This is a genomic window from Micromonospora pisi (assembly GCF_003633685.1).
GTDB lineage: Bacteria > Actinomycetota > Actinomycetes > Mycobacteriales > Micromonosporaceae > Micromonospora_G > Micromonospora_G pisi.
In genome coordinates this window covers 3233586-3249119 of sequence record NZ_RBKT01000001.1, presented here as the reverse complement: position 1 = coordinate 3249119, position 15534 = coordinate 3233586, and the positions used below count along the sequence as shown (strand labels likewise).

Genomic DNA, 15534 nt, shown 5'->3' with positions numbered 1-15534 from the left:
CACCGCCGGCACCGCCCTTCCCGATTACAACCCGGCCGCCTGAAGCCGGCCCACCAGCCGGCATCGCCCCGCAGCATCGATCGCCCCCGGGCCATGTCGCCATGCCCGGCTGCCCTCCGATTTGTGGGCAGTGCCCCTAGAGAAGGCCCCTAACGCCATGTCCTTGAACTTCGATCCCCAGTGGTTGTCTCGATACCCGGCACAAGAACCGGTCGGCGGCGCGGTGTCCTCCTGCGTGTTTTGCGGCATTGCCTGCGGCGACGTGGAAGCGCACGTCCTAGCCGAGACAGCGGACACCTTGTGCTTCCTGGACCATCTCCCGGCGACCTACGGGCACGTCCTCGTTGTTCCCAAGCAGCACTTCCAGGACCTGCTCGACATCCCGGAAGAGTCGTTCCAGCACGTCATGGCGACCGCGAAGCAGGTGGCGAACGCTCTGCGGGATTCGTGCGGGGCGTCCGGCATCAACCTGGTCCACGCCACCGGTCAGGCCGCCCATCAGACCGTCTTCCACTTTCACGTCCACGTCGTGCCGCGCTACGACGGCGACTCGATCGTCGTCTTCCCTCGGCTGGCCGATCCGACCCGCAAGCACGAGGTCGCGCAGCGCCTGCGCACGGCCCTCAACGCCCCACAGCCGCCCAAGACCGAGGCAGAGAGCAGTCAAGCGTGATGACTTCACCGAACAACGCCGTCGCCCAGTTCACCGAACAGGGCTTCGCGCTCATCAAGCATGCCGTCCCCGACAGCGTCGTCAGCACGGTGGACACGGCCGTCCGCAGGCTTACCGACGACCGCGGCCCCGACCTGACGCACAGCTCGTTCAACACGAACCCGGCCCTGACCCACGTGCGCGACGCCGCGAACATCATCGCCGAGTACCAGCTGCTCTTCGAGTGCGCCGCCCTGATGTCCGTCCCCCACCGGATCCTCAACGGGTCGCTCCAGGTCCTGGGCACTGAGGTGCTGAGGCGGGGGATCTACCAGGAGGTCCACGAGCCGTGGCACCGCGACTCCGGGCCCTACCTGGAGCGTCCGTACGACGAGCTCAACGGGCCACTGCACCTCAAGGCCCAGGTGTTCTTCACCGACACGCGGCCCAAGGACAGCGGCAACCTCGTGCTCATCCCCGGCTCGCACCGGTGGCCGGCCAACTACAAGGACAACGCCTACTGGAAGACGGCGAACGACGCCCTCGCCCAGGGCTCGCTTCCCGAGGGCGCCCTGAGTATCCACGCCGAACCCGGCGACGCGGTCGTCTTCGGCAACACCATGTGGCATGCCGTGCTGCCCAACCGGACCCAGGAGCGACGCAGCGCGATCATCCGCTTCGGACAAGCGTGGCTGCGCCCGTACGACCACCCCTGCGATCCCGCCACCGCGGCCGGCCACCTCTCTTTCCAGAGCCGTCGGCTGCTGGGTTACCACTCCAACACGGTCAACCCGGTGGACCTGTACAAGGACACGACGAGCAGTGAGAGCTGGGGTGCGCGATGACGGACTTGCCGAAGGTCGTCACCGTGCTCGGAGCGACCCGGAACTTCTTCAAGGTCGGCCACTACACGCTGCGCCGACTCGCCTGCGATGCACCGCAGCTGACGCTACGCCTGGCCATCCCGGAAGCCCGGATCGCCGGACGAGCCGTGAGCGACATTGAGGTACAGCTCCGGGAGTGGGAGCCGGCGGAGCCCGCCTCGCTGGCCGAGGCGTTGGCCGGGACGGAGACCATGCTGATGGTGCCTCCGATCGACCGGCGAGTCGACATCGGCGGGATGTACCTGCAGGCGGCGCAGAGGGCCGGTGTGCAACGAATCGTCTGCCTGGGCATCCAGTTCGCCCCGGAGCAGTGCACGATGGCCGACGAAGCGGCAGCGCTGGAAGCGCTCCTGGAGAAGTCCGGGATCGCGTTCGACGTCGTTCAACTGCCCATGTTCCTGGAGAACATCCTCTACCAGTGCCAGTCGATCGCCGGGGTGGGGTCGTTTACCTTCCCCGTCGACGCCGACCGCCCGTTTTCCTACATCAGCTGCGACGACGCCGCCGCTCTGTTCTGCCGCAAGATCCTGTCTCCCGACTCGGTGGATCTGAGCAGCGCCTTGATGAGCCATCACACGCAGGCGACCTGTGCCCAGTGGGCCTCGGCCCTGAGTCAGGTTTGCGGGCGGCCGATCACGTTCGTGCGGCAGACAGACGAGCATTTCGTGACCAGCCTGGCCAAGTACGGGATACGCCGTAGTGCCGCAGCGCAGGTCCTCGGTCTGTGGGGCCGGATCGGCGCTGAGGGGGACGCCCCGGCGACCCGTACGGCCGAGCAACTCCTGGGACGACCCTCCACCGATCTTGAGACCTGGACGACGGACCACGCCTGCTGCTTTGGCCCCGACTTCACCTCGTGCCCCCACCCGCACCCGCCCATTCAGCACATGTTTGGCCCCGCCTGAGAGGCGGACCGTCAGGACGCGGCGCGAGTCCCGCAGGGCTCGCGCTGCGCCCCGTCTCCAACCGCGGGCCGCACTTCGGGGACACGACAGCTTGTTCGAGTACAGGCATTCGGCACCAGGCCGCGATGATCGCTCTCCGCCTCGGGTGCGGAACGAGACCACCGAGGACTTTCCCTATGACTCTCACGAACTGGGGCGGCAACGTAACCATCGCCGCCCAGGGCGGCTGGACGCGTATCACGTCCCTGGAACAGCTGGAGTCGATGCTGACACGCGAGAAGGAAACAGTGCGCGTCCTCGGGTCCAGGTTTACCTACCCGGCCCAGCTGCGGTGCCCGGACGGGACTCGAGGCATCCTCCTCGACCTCCCGGGCCGCGGGGTCGGTGAGCTGCGTGGCGAGAACCTGTACGTCACCGGAGACACGCTGCTCGAAGACGTGTGGCGGGCGTTTGACAGCCACGGTCTGGAACCGGCCGCATGCCCGCCCGTGATCACAAGCCAGACGGTCGCCGGTGCCCTCGCCACCGGCACCCACGCGCAGGGTCTGTCCAGCGGCACGTTCTCCGACTGCGTGACCGCCGTCGAGCTCATGGACGGGACCGGCACCCTGCACCGGCTCACCCCCGCTGACGCCGAGTTCGGCGCGGCCGTGCTCAACCTCGGGTGCCTCGGCGTGGTCGTCGGCCTGGAACTCCGAGGTCGACCGGCAAAGGAGTTGCACTGCACCCGTTTCACCGTGGCCGAGGACAGCCTGCCCGAGCGCTACGCCGCCTGGAACCGCGAATCCGTGGCCGCCAAGAGCTGGTGGTTCACCGAGCACCAGGTTACGCACACCTGGGTCGTTCACGACGACAGCTGGACACCCACGGCCGCCGAGGCCCAGGGTCTGGCTGATCTGGACCGCGTCGTGACTCGCACCCGCCGCCAACTGATGGCCGACATCGGCGACGGCCAGGGCCGGACGCCGGCCGCCCAGACGCTGGAGAAGTTCCTCGGCGCGAGGGGCTCCAAGGGGACGCTCCACGAGATCTTCAAGAACGGCATCCCGGCCCCGCAGCTGAACATGGAGATCGCCGTTCCCCTGGACGCCGTACCAGGGGCGTACGCCGGTCTCAAGGAACTCTTGCGCGCCTCCCCCTACAAGCTGCACTACCCCGTTATCCTGCGCACCACCGGCCCAGCCCACGGCTACCTGAGTCCCGCGCAGGCAGGCCCGGCCACCTACTTCGGCTTCGTGTCCTACATGACCGCCGTCGGGTCGATCACCGCCGCGCGTCCATTGTTCGATGACATCCAGCGCCTGCTCTACGGTCTGGGCGGCAGGCCGCACTGGGGCAAGTACTTCACTCCGGAACTGCTGCCCGCCGCCAACACCGACGGCTTCCACCGGTTCCGGCGGGCGCTCAGCAGGTTCGACCCGCACCGACGCTTCGAGAACGACACCTTCTACCGCACATTCGGGCTCTCCCCGACACGACCCGGAACTGATGGACCGGCGCCGTTCAGCCGCCCCCGCCTGCCGGGCCAGCGGACCGAACCCCGCCCGATTGCGCCCACGCGACACCCGAGGTGACACACACCAGCGCTACCGCCGCGCTGTCAGTGGCAGTCAGGAGAATAAGCGGCATGACGAAGCCTTCCGCAGCGGCGCCCGCTGTCGACCTTGCTGATGAGGCCGCCTACCTTGAAGCCGTCGCGCAGGCGCGGAAGGCCGCCGATGCCTACTACGGCTCCGGCGAGTCAGGATTGGACGACGAGACCTACGACCGGCTGCTGCGCGCTATCACCGTCTGGGAGGACGCGCACCCCGGGCGGATCGCGGCCGACTCCCCGTCCCAGCAGGTCGCGGCAGGAGTGACCGCTGGCGACGTCGAGCACACCGTTCCGATGCTCAGCCTGGGGAACGTCTTCTCGGACGAGGAGCTGACGGCGTGGGCCGTCTCGCTGGAGCGGCGGCTGGGCGGAGCGGCGGTGGCAGGCTGGGCCGTGGAGCCCAAGCTCGACGGTGTGGCCTTGGCAGCCCGCTACCGCGAGGGTCGGCTGGTTCAACTGGTCACCCGGGGCGACGGGACGACAGGGGAGGACGTGTCCCACGCGATCGGGGACATCATCGGCCTGCCCATGATCCTGACCGAACCGGTCACGATCGAAGTGCGAGGCGAAGTCCTCATGACCGAGGACCAGTTCGCCGGCGCGAACGAGCTGCGGACCGCGCACGGCGCCACGGCCTTCGCCAACCGCCGCAACGCCTCCTCGGGCTCACTGCGCGCCAAGGACCGGGCCTACCGAATCGAGCAGACCTTCCTGGCCTACGCCGCACTGACCGACCCCGAACACACCGACGATCCCACCCTCGCCGGGCTCACCCACACCCGGCTCATCGCCCGCCTCGCCGCTCTCGGACTGGGGACGATGGCCGACACTCCCCTCGCCACCCGGACCTACACCTCCCTTGACCAGGTCATGGACCGGGTACGCGAGATCGGCGCCCTGCGCGCGGAACTCGACATCGAGCTCGACGGTGCCGTGATCAAGGCCGACAGCCCCGTCGACCAGATCCGGGCCGGGATGGGCTCACGCACCCCGCACTGGGCCACCGCCTTCAAGTTCCCTGCCGCTCAGAAAATTACTGTGCTGCGCGCCGTGGAGTGGAGTGTGGGCCGCACCGGCGTGATCGCCCCGCGCGCCGTCCTCGACCCCGTGGACGTCGCTGGCACCACCATCACCTACGCCACTCTGCACAACCCGGCCGACATCGCCCGCCGCGGCCTGATGCTCGGAGACCACGTCATTGTCTACCGAGCCGGCGAAGTCATCCCCCGCGTCGAAGGCGCGGTCGCTGGCCTACGCACCGGCACCGAGCAGCCCATCGACTTTCCCGAACTCTGCCCGCGCTGCGGGTCCGGCATCGACCGCAGCCAGGAGCGGTGGCGCTGCGCGCGGGGACGCGCCTGCGGCCGGAAAGAGGCGATCCGGTATGCCGTCGCCCGCGACGCGCTCGACATCGACGGCCTCGGCGAGAAGATCATCGTGCAACTCGTCGACAAGGGCTTGATCGAGGACTTCGCCGACCTGTTCACCCTCACCCGCGATCAGCTGCTCCTCCTGGACCGCATGGGGGCCAAGAGCGCCGATAACCTCATGACCGCAATCAAGGCGGCCAAGACCAAACCCCTCAATCGCGTCTTCTGTGCCCTCGGCGTCCTGGGCACCGGCCGATCCATGTCGCTGCGCATCGCCGCGCACTTCGGCTCCATGCAGGCCATCCGAGACGCCGATGCCGTCGCTCTAGAGCAGGTCAACGGCATCGGCGGCGAGAAAGCCCCCGTGATCGTAGAGGAACTGGCCGACCTTGCCCCGGTGATCGACAAGCTCGTCGCCGCGGGCGTGAACATGAACCAGCCCGACTTCGTCCCCTCTACTCCCACAGATGCTGGGGCCGATGCGGAGACGTCCGCCCAAAAGGCAAAGAGCGAGCTGCCATTGGCGGGGATGACCGTGGTGGTGACCGGCGCGATGACCGGGCCTCTCTCGGACCGATCCCGAACCGAGATGACCGAACTGATCGCCAAGGCGGGGGGACGCGCGTCCTCAAGCGTCTCTGCCCGCACCCACCTCGTCGTCGCCGGAGAGAACGCCGGCAGCAAGCTCGACAAGGCCCAGGCATTCGGCATCGAAACCATTACACCCGAGGAACTCGCCCAGCGCCTCGCCGGGCATCTGACGTGAACAGGGGTGAACGACCGGCCCGAGTCGTCGCCGGGATTCCCCGGGTGGGTCGTACGAGGAACGGTGGTAAGGATCGATACGCGGCGGGAGCTGCACCACGAGCCGGGCAATCAGGCAGAACTGACCTGTGCCAGACCATGACCGGATTGGGAATCTCGCCCGCATTCCGAGGGCATTGGGCTTCCGCGTTGAGGATCCCGAGTTACTTCCCGGTCGCGGGGATGTGAGCGATCTCCAGCCTTACGCCGTCGAGGTCTTCCACGAACACGGCGAAGTACCCGGGCGTGTAGTTGTACTCCTTGGGCGGGTGGACGACGGTCCATCCGCTGTCCACGGCTGCCTCGTGTGCGGCATGCACCGTGGCTCGGTCGGCGACGGTAAAGGCGGAATGCTGCCAGCCGGGCCGGCCGTGTTGATGGGGGGTCCGGTCGTCGCCTTCTGCGGGGTAGAGCAGGATCTCGGGTTCCCGGCCGTTCCAAGTGCAGATTGCGTCGGTGGTGATGTGGCGGCGGTAGCCGAGTACGCCGAGGATCGCGTCGTAGCCAGGTGCTGATTTGGCGAGGTCGGTGGCGGTGATGGCCAGGTGATGCAGCCTTGTGGTCATGGCGGTGACCTCTTCCGTGGGCGTGGCCGGCAGGTCTCGAGCAGGTTGCCGTATGTGGATGCGTGGTCGGGCTGTGGTGTAGTCGTAGGGATCGACGATCGACCGTAGCCGCGTGAGAGCGGCTTGCGGGTGCGCCGCGCCCACACCGATGGATAGTCCGGCGTCGGGCCGGTAGACCTGGTCGTCGATTTGGGCGGCGTTGAGGTGCCTGCCGACATTGGGTGCCTTGCGAAGATCGGCGACCAGTTCGCCTTGACGTGTCAGTGAGACGCGCTCCCGCGTAGATGGCGGTCGGACCAATCGGCCGTGCGAATGTCGGTTCCGTCCGATTTTAGGGCCGTTGGTCACGCGGCCAACTTGGCGCCGATGACACACCTGTTCGACACGCCGGCTACTACATGACTCGACCTTGCTACGGAACGTAGGCTCCTCTGCGTGGTCACAGGTCACTGAGACCCGACATCCGCGCCTCAGCAACTTCGCTTTCCCGGCGCCAGATGGACGCCGGGCGTACCGCCGTGCCCAAACGGTGTCAGCGTCGACGCCGCTGGCGGCATCACCCGCTCAACCGAGGAGGCCGTGTGAGGACGACGATCCGCCAACGACGATCCGCCGAGAATGAGGGCCAGGCTGCCGAACGGCAGACACCAACGGCCGGCGAGAAACCCATGGAGTCGGTGCTGCCGGAGCTACGCAGCATGTGGTGGGAGAGCGGCATGCGGGCCCGGGCCAGCGCCGGCCTGCTCGCCGTCTTCGCTGAACTACCCCGTCTGGTCGGCCAGGCGCTGCGGATCAGTTGGCGTGCCGACCGGACCCGCACCAGCGTCGTGGCCGCCGCCACGATCAGCGCGGGTGTGATGGCGGCCTTCGGACTGCTGGCCACCCAGCGGATATTGGTAGAGCTGTTCGCCGGCGGCCCGACGCCCGACCGGGTGACCGCCGCCCTGCCCGCACTCGCGCTCCTCGCGGCAGCGACCGCCCTCCGCGCCGGGATGGGCATCGCCACCGGGTACGCCCAGAACGGACTCAGCCCGCGGGTGAGCCGCGAGGTCGAACGCGGTCTTTTCGAGGTCAGCACTCAGGTCCGCCTCGACGCCTTCGACGAGGACGCGTTCGCCGACGACATGGAACGCGCAAGCCGCGGCACAGAATCGGCGACCGGCCTGGTCCAAGGCGTCATGAACCTGTTCGCCGGGCTGGTCAGCCTCCTCGCCGTCACCGTCGCGGTCATCGTGATCCACCCGTTGCTGCTCATCGCGCTGCTCGTCGCGACCCTGCCCAATGCCTGGGCCTCACTACGCGCCGGCCACCAGCGATACCAGACGTACACCGCCGGTTCGGTACGCCGACGCCGGCTATGGCTCCTGCACCGCTTGATGGCCGAACGCGCCTCCGCCCCGGAACTCCGCTCGTACGGGCTACGCGGGTTCCTCCTCGACCAGTACGACCGGGTCATGAACGTGGAAACGGACATCCAGATCGCGTTGGCCCGGAAGGTCACCACCACCACCAGCGTCGGATCGATGATCGGCGGACTCGCCACCGGTGCCGTGTACGTCCTGCTCGGCATCCTGCTCCTCGACGGGCAGATCCCACTCGCGGCGGCGGCGACGTGCGTGCTCGCGGTCCAGGCCGCGCAACGGTCCCTGACCACCGTCACCCTCCAGATGGACCGGATATACACCGAGGGCCAGCACTTCGGCGACTACAGGGGCTTCATGACCCGAGCGACCGCCTACCTACCGCGGGTCGTGGGCGGCGCGGCCGTCACGCCGCTGGAGGAGGTCGCCGTACGCGGGGTAAGCCTGCGCTACCCCGACCGCGACACCCCGGCCGTCAACGACGTGACCCTCACGATTCGCGCGGGGCAGACCGTGGCGTTCGTCGGTGAGAACGGCTCCGGCAAGACCACCCTCGCCGGGATGATCGCCGCTCTGCGGACTCCGAGCGAGGGCCGGATCGAGTGGAACGGACGGGCGCTTAGCGAGTGGGACCCCGACGGGTTGCGGGCGCGGATCGCTGTGGTCACTCAGGAGTACCACAAGTGGCCGTTCACCGCGGCGACCAACATCGCCATCGGCGACACCGAGACCGCACCACAGCGGGACCGGATTGAACTCGCCGCACGACGTGCGGTCGCTCACGGGATGATCCGCGACCTGCCACACGGATACGAGACGTTGCTGGACCGTACCTTCGCCGACGGGCAGGATCTCTCCGGCGGGCAGTGGCAGCGAATCACCGCGGCTCGCGGGTTTCTGCGCGAGGCCGAACTGCTGATCATGGACGAGCCGTCGTCGGCGCTGGACCCGCGCGCCGAGGACGCGCTGTTCCAGGCGATCCGGGACCGACAGGGCAAGGCGACGACGATCCTGATCACCCATCGGCTGGCCAACGTACGACACGCCGACCGGATCTTCGTCCTGGACCACGGCATCCTGACCGAGGCCGGCACCCACGACGAACTCATCACCGCTGGCGGTCGATACGCCGATCTGTTCAGCTTGCAGGCCGCCGGCTACGCAAACAGGAATTAACTGCAACGAACGCAACACATCGCCCGGTCCAGGGCTGAGCATGGGGCCGGGCCGAGCGAGGGACGTCCAAATTCCACAGCAGCACCAGCCCGCCTCGCATGAAGGAACGCCCCATGGACGACCTGACTCCCGCCGGCAGTCCCGACACGATCCTGGTGTGCATACGCGGCAATTCCGGATGCGGGAAAAGCACCATCGCCCGCACGTTGCGGCACCGGCACGGCCGTGGCTGCGCCATGGTCGGCCAAGATCACCTTCGTCGGATCCTGCTCAGAGAACGTGACAAACCCGGCGGTCTTGCGCCCGCCCTCATCGCGCAGAACGTCCGCTTCTGCCTTGACCACGGCTACCACGTAATCCTGGAAGGGATCATGCACTCCGCCCGGTACCGAAACATGCTCACCGAGCTGCGCGACGCGCACCGCGGGCGGACGCAGTTCGTCTACCTCGACGTGTCGCTGCCGGAGACCTTACGGCGCCACGAAACGCGTCCCGAGGCGACGGAGGTATCGCCGGAGAACCTGCGCACCTGGTACGCCCCACACGATGTTCTCGGCTGGCCCGACGAACTCGTCCTGCCCGAGACCACCACGCTGGAGCAAGCGATCGACCGCATCGCCACCGCGGCCAGCCTGCCGTTGACCGGCCGCGACAACGATCTCCTCCCGCGATGACCAGGAACCGGACGATCGCCAGCGCGCCGACCCGCGACCGGCCGCCAGACACTCGTGAGACACCGCCCGCTTTGAGCCGCGACTTCCACCGACTGTGGGGCGCCTACTCGGTCAGCGAACTGGGATCCGCCGTTGGGGCGGGCGCGCTGCCGCTGGTCGCGATCCTGCTGCTGGACTCATCGAGCTTGCAAGTCTCCCTGCTCGCGGTGATGTCCGGCATCGCCTCGGCAGTCATCGTCCTGCCATTGGGCCCCTGGATCGAGTTCCGCCGCAAACGACCCGTCATGATCGGCGCCGACCTGCTGCGGTTTACGGCCCTGGCCAGCATTCCCATTACCGCCGCATTCGGCGAGCTCACCTACGAGCAGCTGTGCGTCGTGGCCATCATCCAGACCGCCTGCGGCATCGCGTTCAGCGCGGCCAGCGGCACGCACCTGAAGCACCTGGTCACCGTCGAGCAGCGCGTTACCGCCAACAGCCGATTCGAGACCTCCCAGTGGACGGCGAACAGCATCGGCTCACCCATCGGCGGCGTCCTCGTGTCCTGGCTCGGCGCCACCGCGTCCATCACCGTCGACGCCACCAGCTTCCTTCTGTCCGCACTCGCAATCCGGCGCCTGCAAAGCGTCGAACCACCGCCACCTCCACGCCACCCCGCACCGCACTGGGCCCAGGAAGCCACCGAGGGATGGCGGTACATCCTCCATCACGCCGGCCTACGGGCCCTGTTCGCCAACGCGATGCTCTTCGGCGGCGCCATCATGGCCGCCATGCCCATCATCGCGGTCCTCATGCTCCGCGACCTGCACCTGGCACCCTGGCAGTACGGCCTCGCCCTCGGCCTGCCCTGCCTCGGCGGCATCCTCGGCTCCCTGACCGCCGGCCCCCTCACGGCCCGCTACGGCCTGCGTACGGTCCTGCTCACCGCCGGAGTCGCCCGCACACTCTGGATGGGCCTCATTCCACTCGCGCCGCCCGGCACACCCGGCCTGATCGTCATCGTGGTCGCCGAAACACTCCTGCTGTTCTTCGCGGGCGCCTTCAACCCGACCTTCTCCAGCTACCGAATGAACCACACCAGCGAGCACTGCCTGTCCCGCGTCCTGACCGCCTGGTCCATCAGCAGCAAACTCACCCAGCCGGTCGTCATCGCGGCGGCAGGACTCCTCGCCGCTGCTGCAGGCCCCCGCACCGCCATCACAGCAACGGCAGCCCTCACCGTCATCAGCGCGGTGTTCCTGCCCTGGAAGGCAACCCTGCGCGACCCGCCACGTATGCCACCCCACTCACCCAGGGCCCCGCTGCCACCCGCCAACCCTCCGGACAATGTCGCCACGGCACCGGCGCGGCAGACGTCTTCGTCGCAGGCTGAGCTACGCTCGTCCGCCGTGGAGATGGACGAAGGTGGACGCGAGTGACAGGTGCACGACGATCTCGGCGGAGGCCAGGTCGAACAGCAGCGGAACTCGGCGGGGCTGCACAGTCGAAGGCGACGGCGAGCAGGGCCACCGGCCGGCGCACCGCGTCGTCGATCACGTGTGCGAATTTGCTGCGTGTCGTCGTGGCAGTGCCGCTACCCGCTTGCCTACCGTGTTGACGGCTCGCCGATACCCGCACCCGCACTGAGGAAGAGACCCGACCATGAGCGACATGAGCAGCACGCACGGGCACGCAGGCCGCCGACACATCGGCACGTCGCACGACTTCGTGCTGGAGGGCATCCCGGGGCGCCTCGTCACCGCCGCCGCGTGTGATCGGCTTACCCACGTCGAACTACGCGTGGGCAAACACGGCTCGACCCTGGCCGGTATGGCCGACGCGCTGTCCACGGCGATCACTACCGCCCTCCAGGCCGGCGCACCCCTGCCCGAGTTCGTGGCCGAACTGCGGAACACCCGCCACGTCCCCTCCGGTGCCGCCACTAAAAACTCCTAACGAAATGATGTTGGGCGTAACTCTGGGACGTGAGGGTCGTTCTGTCTGAACGTGAGGAGGGGTGAGCAACCGCCGTGGATCGTCTCGGACGACTTGTGGGCCGAGATCGAACCGCTGCTGCCACCTCGACCGCCTCGCCGGCACCGGTTCCCCGGCCGCAAGCCCCTCGACGACCGCAAGGTGCTGTGCGGGATCCTGTTCGTGCTCTACACCGCGATCCCGTGGGAGTACCTACCCCAAGAACTCGGGTTCGGGTCGGGGATGACCTGCTGGCGCCGGTTGCGGGACTGGAACGACGCCGACGTGTGGCAACGCCTGCACGAAGTCCTGCTCGGCAAGCTGAGAGCCGCCGACCAACTGGACATGTCCCGGGCGGTGATCGACGGCACGCACATCCGGGCGCTCAAGGGTGGCCCAAAACCGGTCCGAGCCCGGTCGATCGCCGCAAGCCAGGCTCGAAACACCACGTCATCACCGACGCCGGCGGCATCCCCCTCGCCGTCACACTGACCGGCGGCAACCGCCACGACGTCACCCAACTCCTGCCCCTAGTCGACAAGATCCCGCCGATCAAGGGCATCCGAGGCCGACCGCGACAACGACCCGAGCGGATCTACGCCGACCGCGGCTACGACTTCGACAAGTACCGCCGTGAGTTACGAGCCAAGGGCATCACCCCAGTCATCGCCCGACGCGGCACCGACCACGGCTCCGGACTCGGCACCCGACGCTGGGTCGTCGAACAGACCATCGTCCTACTGCACTGGTTCCGCCGCCTACGCATCCGCTGGGAGATCCGCGACGACATCCACGAAGCCTTCCTCACCCTCGCCTGCGCCATCATCTGCTGGCGCCGACTCCGCCGCTCAGAGCTGAAAGTTGCTAGATAGACGCGGGAGCCTACGGTTGCGGGGTGAAGCTTGACTACTACTCAGCAGCCGAAGGCGTCGACATCGCGAGTGCCCGGGCAGACCTTTGTCACCTCGCTGACCTGGTAGCAAGCGGAGGCGAGCTGAGCCTTGCCTCGTCCGCTCACCCTCGGCACCTACGGGGTGTGCTCATCGAAGTGACGCAGGGTCCCGTCGTCATTGGTGTCGACGATCGCAGCTATCTCAGCATCCACGGTGGCGCGGAAAGCCGGTCGCTCCTCGCCGACCTGCTACGCGATGTATCCAGCATGGACGACGGCGGCCACGTTCACCTGGAGTACTTCGAGGGCCACCATTTCCTGGCACCAGACAGCGTGCCGCTCATCGTCAACAGTCCGCATGGCGGGATGCCTCGGGGCTGATCAAGCAATGCCACGCACGGAACCACCCCACAACATCATTTCGTTAGGAGTTGTAATTCGGACGTACCGCAGGCGACACCGCTGAGCGACTACCTCGCACGCCGCCTGCACGACGAAAACTCCAACACCGTGCCGCTGCGCGCACACGCCCAGCAGAGCGACGTAGGCACCCCGGCCAGCGCACAACTGCCGGCGGCACCCGATCGGCTGCCGCACCCCCGAAGCTGACCCAAAACAAGATCAGCCCCTACGACCGTGGATAACGGGAAGCGGCGAAGCATGCGGAACCGCGAGTTGTGTGACCTGGTCGAGGCGAGTCAGCCGTTGATGCGAGCGCTGCGCGCCGTACGCGAATCGGGACTGCCGGATGCCTGGATCGGTGCTGGTGTCCTGAGGGACGTGGTGTGGGATCAGCGGTACGGGCACGGATTCGACTTCTCCCAGGCCAGGGACATCGACGTGGCGTTCTTCGACCCCACTGACCTGACCCGAGACAACGACAACCACGCCACCGCCCGCCTGGCATCGATATGGGCAGAACCCCCTTGGGAAGCGAAAAACCAAGCCGCCGTGCACACCTGGTACCCGAACCGATTCGGCGGTGACCCGGTCCCCGCGCTGGCCAGCATCGCCGACGCGGTAGCGACCTGGCCCGAGTACGCCACCGCCGTCGCCGTACGCCTCGACGCCGACGGGCACATCGCCGTCTGCGCACCACACGGCCTCGACGACCTCCTCGACGGCACCTGGCAGCGCAACCCGACCCGAGTCAGCCTGGAGGTGTCACGACAACGGCTAGCGCGGCATCGCCCCGCCGAACGCTGGCCTCGGGTCCGAGTCGTCGGGTGAGCCGGCCAAGCTCAGGGCCGGGGGACTCGGTACGGGTGGTCGATACCCGCCGGCGTGGTCCAGAATCGAGCCCATGACCCGGCGGAAGCTCTCGATGAGACTGGTGTGCTCGGCACCGGTGAACAAGCTGTCAAGCCGCGCGGTACTCAAGTCCTTGACGGACGGCTCGAACGTCACCGCCGCAGCCAACTCCGGCCAGCTACGCGGCTCGGCCGACCTGGACATGAACGCGCGCAAACTCTGCGCGACCGGCCGGCCTCCGCTGAGCACGGCGGCAACGTCTGCTGACCTGGCCCTTGTCGGTGTCTTATCAGTGGCGGCCCGGTTTCTCACCCAAGATGGCGGATTCCTCGATGGAGATCGCTGCGGGCTTGTTGCCGCGAGACGGGCCCGTGGCCGCTGATCCAGCGGTTACCCCCCCGGTGCCCGGGAGTAGGTTGCCCTCGTGGCTGACCGGCGCCGAGGGGCTCAGCTCAGCCGATGCGGCCGACGCCGCCGAACAGGTAAACCTCCGGCTCGTCGGACTCGGGGTGGGGGCGCCAGCGCGAGCACGTAACGACGCCGGGCTCCAGCAGGTCCAACCCGTCGAAGAAGCGTTCGAGCTCCGTCTTCGTCCTGGCGCGGATTGGCGTGCCACCGCGCTCGGTGGTTTCCCGCATCACGCGCAGCATCGGCTCGCCGTGGATCTCCGCGGTGGAGTGGGTGAGTACCAGGTAGCTACCGGTGGGCATCGCCTGTACCAGCTGCGCGACGGAGTCGTACGCCACGTCGTCGTCCATGAGGTGGTTGACGACGCCGAGGAGCATGAGCCCGATCGGCTGCGAGAAGTCGAGCGTCTGCCGCGCGGACGCGAGTATCGTGTCCGGCTGTCGCAGATCGGCTTCGACGTAGTCGCAGCTGCCTCCCGGTGCGCTGGTCAGGAGCGCACGCGCATGCGCCATGACGAGTGGGTCGTTGTCGATGTAGACCACCCGGCAGCGGGGGTCGAGGGACTGCGCGACCTCGTGGGTGTTGTCCGCCGAGGGGAGTCCGGTGCCGACGTCGAGGAACTGACGGATGCCGGCATCCTCGACGAGAAACCTGACCACGCGCTTGAGGAACGCGCGCTCGGACTTGGCCCCGATGGGGATGTCCGGGATGTGTGCGATCACCTCATCGCCGGCGGCGCGGTCGACCGCGAAGTTGTCCTTGCCGCCGAGCCAGTAGTTCCAGATCCGCGCCGAGTGCGGAACCGTGGTGTCCAGTTTGGAGCCTGAGGGGAACTCCAGGTCCTCGGTCATGAGGGCATTCTTCCGCACCGAAGGCGCGGCGACGCAAGTGGGGCGGCGGTCCGACGGCACGGCGGGCTCCAATTGGGTGCCCAGGTCCGGCAACTGCGTGAGGCCAACCAGAGTATCGATCGGCACCGCACGGTCAGGGACGCTACTGGGCCAGCCCCCGGCGATGATCAAGGGGTCCTTATCAGGAGGGCGG

At 67.7% G+C, this 15534-nt stretch carries 15 protein-coding genes; 13 read left to right on the top strand and 2 right to left on the bottom strand.

Annotation, left to right across the window (positions count from 1 at the left end; translation table 11 throughout):
* Positions 1-163 precede the first annotated feature (163 nt).
* From BDK92_RS13450 to ligA, 5 genes are all read left to right on the top strand, one after another.
* Positions 164-673 (top strand): HIT family protein, encoded by a 510-nt coding sequence (locus tag BDK92_RS13450; RefSeq protein ID WP_211349203.1) that lies wholly within the window; start codon positions 164-166, stop codon positions 671-673.
* Entirely contained in the window at positions 673-1497 is an 825-nt protein-coding gene (locus BDK92_RS13445; protein ID WP_121157018.1) for a phytanoyl-CoA dioxygenase family protein, read from the top strand. Before BDK92_RS13450 ends, BDK92_RS13445 begins: the two co-directional genes overlap by 1 nt.
* Positions 1494-2441, top strand: a complete 948-nt coding sequence (locus BDK92_RS13440; RefSeq protein WP_121157017.1) for an NmrA family NAD(P)-binding protein — start codon at positions 1494-1496, stop codon at positions 2439-2441. Before BDK92_RS13445 ends, BDK92_RS13440 begins: the two co-directional genes overlap by 4 nt.
* A gap of 176 nt (positions 2442-2617) precedes the next feature.
* On the top strand, positions 2618-4015 hold the full coding sequence (locus tag BDK92_RS13435; RefSeq protein WP_170208577.1) for a D-arabinono-1,4-lactone oxidase: 1398 nt from the start codon (positions 2618-2620) through the stop codon (positions 4013-4015).
* A gap of 53 nt (positions 4016-4068) precedes the next feature.
* A complete protein-coding gene (gene ligA / locus BDK92_RS13430; RefSeq protein ID WP_121157015.1) occupies positions 4069-6171 on the top strand; it encodes an NAD-dependent DNA ligase LigA in 2103 nt (700 codons plus the stop codon).
* 202 nt (positions 6172-6373) lie between these two features.
* Here the strand turns inward: ligA and BDK92_RS38390 are convergent, their stop codons facing one another.
* The gene (locus tag BDK92_RS38390; protein WP_147456989.1) at positions 6374-7123 is read right to left on the bottom strand and encodes a VOC family protein; all 750 of its coding nucleotides are present in this window, start codon (positions 7121-7123) and stop codon (positions 6374-6376) included.
* Positions 7124-7443: 320 nt separating this feature from the next.
* Here BDK92_RS38390 and BDK92_RS13420 point away from each other — a divergent pair, with 320 nt between their 5' ends.
* From BDK92_RS13420 to BDK92_RS39005, 8 genes are all read left to right on the top strand, one after another.
* Positions 7444-9312 (top strand): ABC transporter ATP-binding protein, encoded by a 1869-nt coding sequence (locus tag BDK92_RS13420; RefSeq protein WP_246017516.1) that lies wholly within the window; start codon positions 7444-7446, stop codon positions 9310-9312.
* Between the two features lie 113 nt (positions 9313-9425).
* A complete protein-coding gene (locus tag BDK92_RS13415; protein WP_121162089.1) occupies positions 9426-9986 on the top strand; it encodes a kinase in 561 nt (186 codons plus the stop codon).
* Positions 9983-11404, top strand: coding sequence for an MFS transporter (locus BDK92_RS13410; RefSeq protein WP_121157013.1), 1422 nt, complete (start codon positions 9983-9985; stop codon positions 11402-11404). Before BDK92_RS13415 ends, BDK92_RS13410 begins: the two co-directional genes overlap by 4 nt.
* Positions 11405-11636: 232 nt before the next feature.
* A complete protein-coding gene (locus BDK92_RS13405; RefSeq protein WP_147456988.1) occupies positions 11637-11921 on the top strand; it encodes a TSCPD domain-containing protein in 285 nt (94 codons plus the stop codon).
* Positions 11922-11999: 78 nt separating this feature from the next.
* Positions 12000-12811, top strand: a protein-coding gene (locus BDK92_RS13400; protein ID WP_170208866.1) for an IS5 family transposase whose coding sequence is annotated in 2 segments (ribosomal slippage) — positions 12000-12336 and positions 12336-12811 — 813 coding nt in all. Because the reading frame shifts where the segments join, the coding sequence is not laid out codon by codon here.
* Between the two features lie 23 nt (positions 12812-12834).
* Complete coding sequence (locus BDK92_RS38385; RefSeq protein ID WP_147456987.1) at positions 12835-13212, top strand: Imm32 family immunity protein; 378 nt, start codon at positions 12835-12837, stop codon at positions 13210-13212.
* 279 nt (positions 13213-13491) lie between these two features.
* Positions 13492-14061, top strand: coding sequence for a nucleotidyltransferase family protein (locus tag BDK92_RS13390; RefSeq protein ID WP_121157009.1), 570 nt, complete (start codon positions 13492-13494; stop codon positions 14059-14061).
* Between the two features lie 73 nt (positions 14062-14134).
* Complete coding sequence (locus BDK92_RS39005) at positions 14135-14464, top strand: hypothetical protein (protein WP_170208576.1); 330 nt, start codon at positions 14135-14137, stop codon at positions 14462-14464.
* A 70-nt stretch (positions 14465-14534) separates the two neighbouring features.
* Here BDK92_RS39005 and BDK92_RS13380 read toward each other — a convergent pair whose 3' ends face one another.
* A complete protein-coding gene (locus BDK92_RS13380; RefSeq protein ID WP_121157008.1) occupies positions 14535-15341 on the bottom strand; it encodes an SAM-dependent methyltransferase in 807 nt (268 codons plus the stop codon).
* Positions 15342-15534 lie beyond the last annotated feature (193 nt).

Excerpts from the sequence above, each read along its gene's own strand:
- BDK92_RS13445 (WP_121157018.1), top strand. The coding sequence starts at position 673 with ATGACTTCACCGAACAACGCCGTCGCCCAGTTCACCGAACAGGGCTTC.
- BDK92_RS13440 (WP_121157017.1), top strand. The coding sequence starts at position 1,494 with ATGACGGACTTGCCGAAGGTCGTCACCGTGCTCGGAGCGACCCGGAAC.
- BDK92_RS13435 (WP_170208577.1), top strand. The coding sequence starts at position 2,618 with ATGACTCTCACGAACTGGGGCGGCAACGTAACCATCGCCGCCCAGGGC.
- ligA (WP_121157015.1), top strand. The coding sequence starts at position 4,069 with ATGACGAAGCCTTCCGCAGCGGCGCCCGCTGTCGACCTTGCTGATGAG.
- BDK92_RS13420 (WP_246017516.1), top strand. The coding sequence starts at position 7,444 with ATGGAGTCGGTGCTGCCGGAGCTACGCAGCATGTGGTGGGAGAGCGGC.
- BDK92_RS13415 (WP_121162089.1), top strand. The coding sequence starts at position 9,426 with ATGGACGACCTGACTCCCGCCGGCAGTCCCGACACGATCCTGGTGTGC.
- BDK92_RS13410 (WP_121157013.1), top strand. The coding sequence starts at position 9,983 with ATGACCAGGAACCGGACGATCGCCAGCGCGCCGACCCGCGACCGGCCG.
- BDK92_RS13405 (WP_147456988.1), top strand. The coding sequence starts at position 11,637 with ATGAGCAGCACGCACGGGCACGCAGGCCGCCGACACATCGGCACGTCG.
- BDK92_RS13390 (WP_121157009.1), top strand. The coding sequence starts at position 13,492 with ATGCGGAACCGCGAGTTGTGTGACCTGGTCGAGGCGAGTCAGCCGTTG.
- BDK92_RS39005 (WP_170208576.1), top strand. The coding sequence starts at position 14,135 with ATGACCCGGCGGAAGCTCTCGATGAGACTGGTGTGCTCGGCACCGGTG.
- BDK92_RS13380 (WP_121157008.1), bottom strand. The coding sequence starts at position 15,341 with ATGACCGAGGACCTGGAGTTCCCCTCAGGCTCCAAACTGGACACCACG.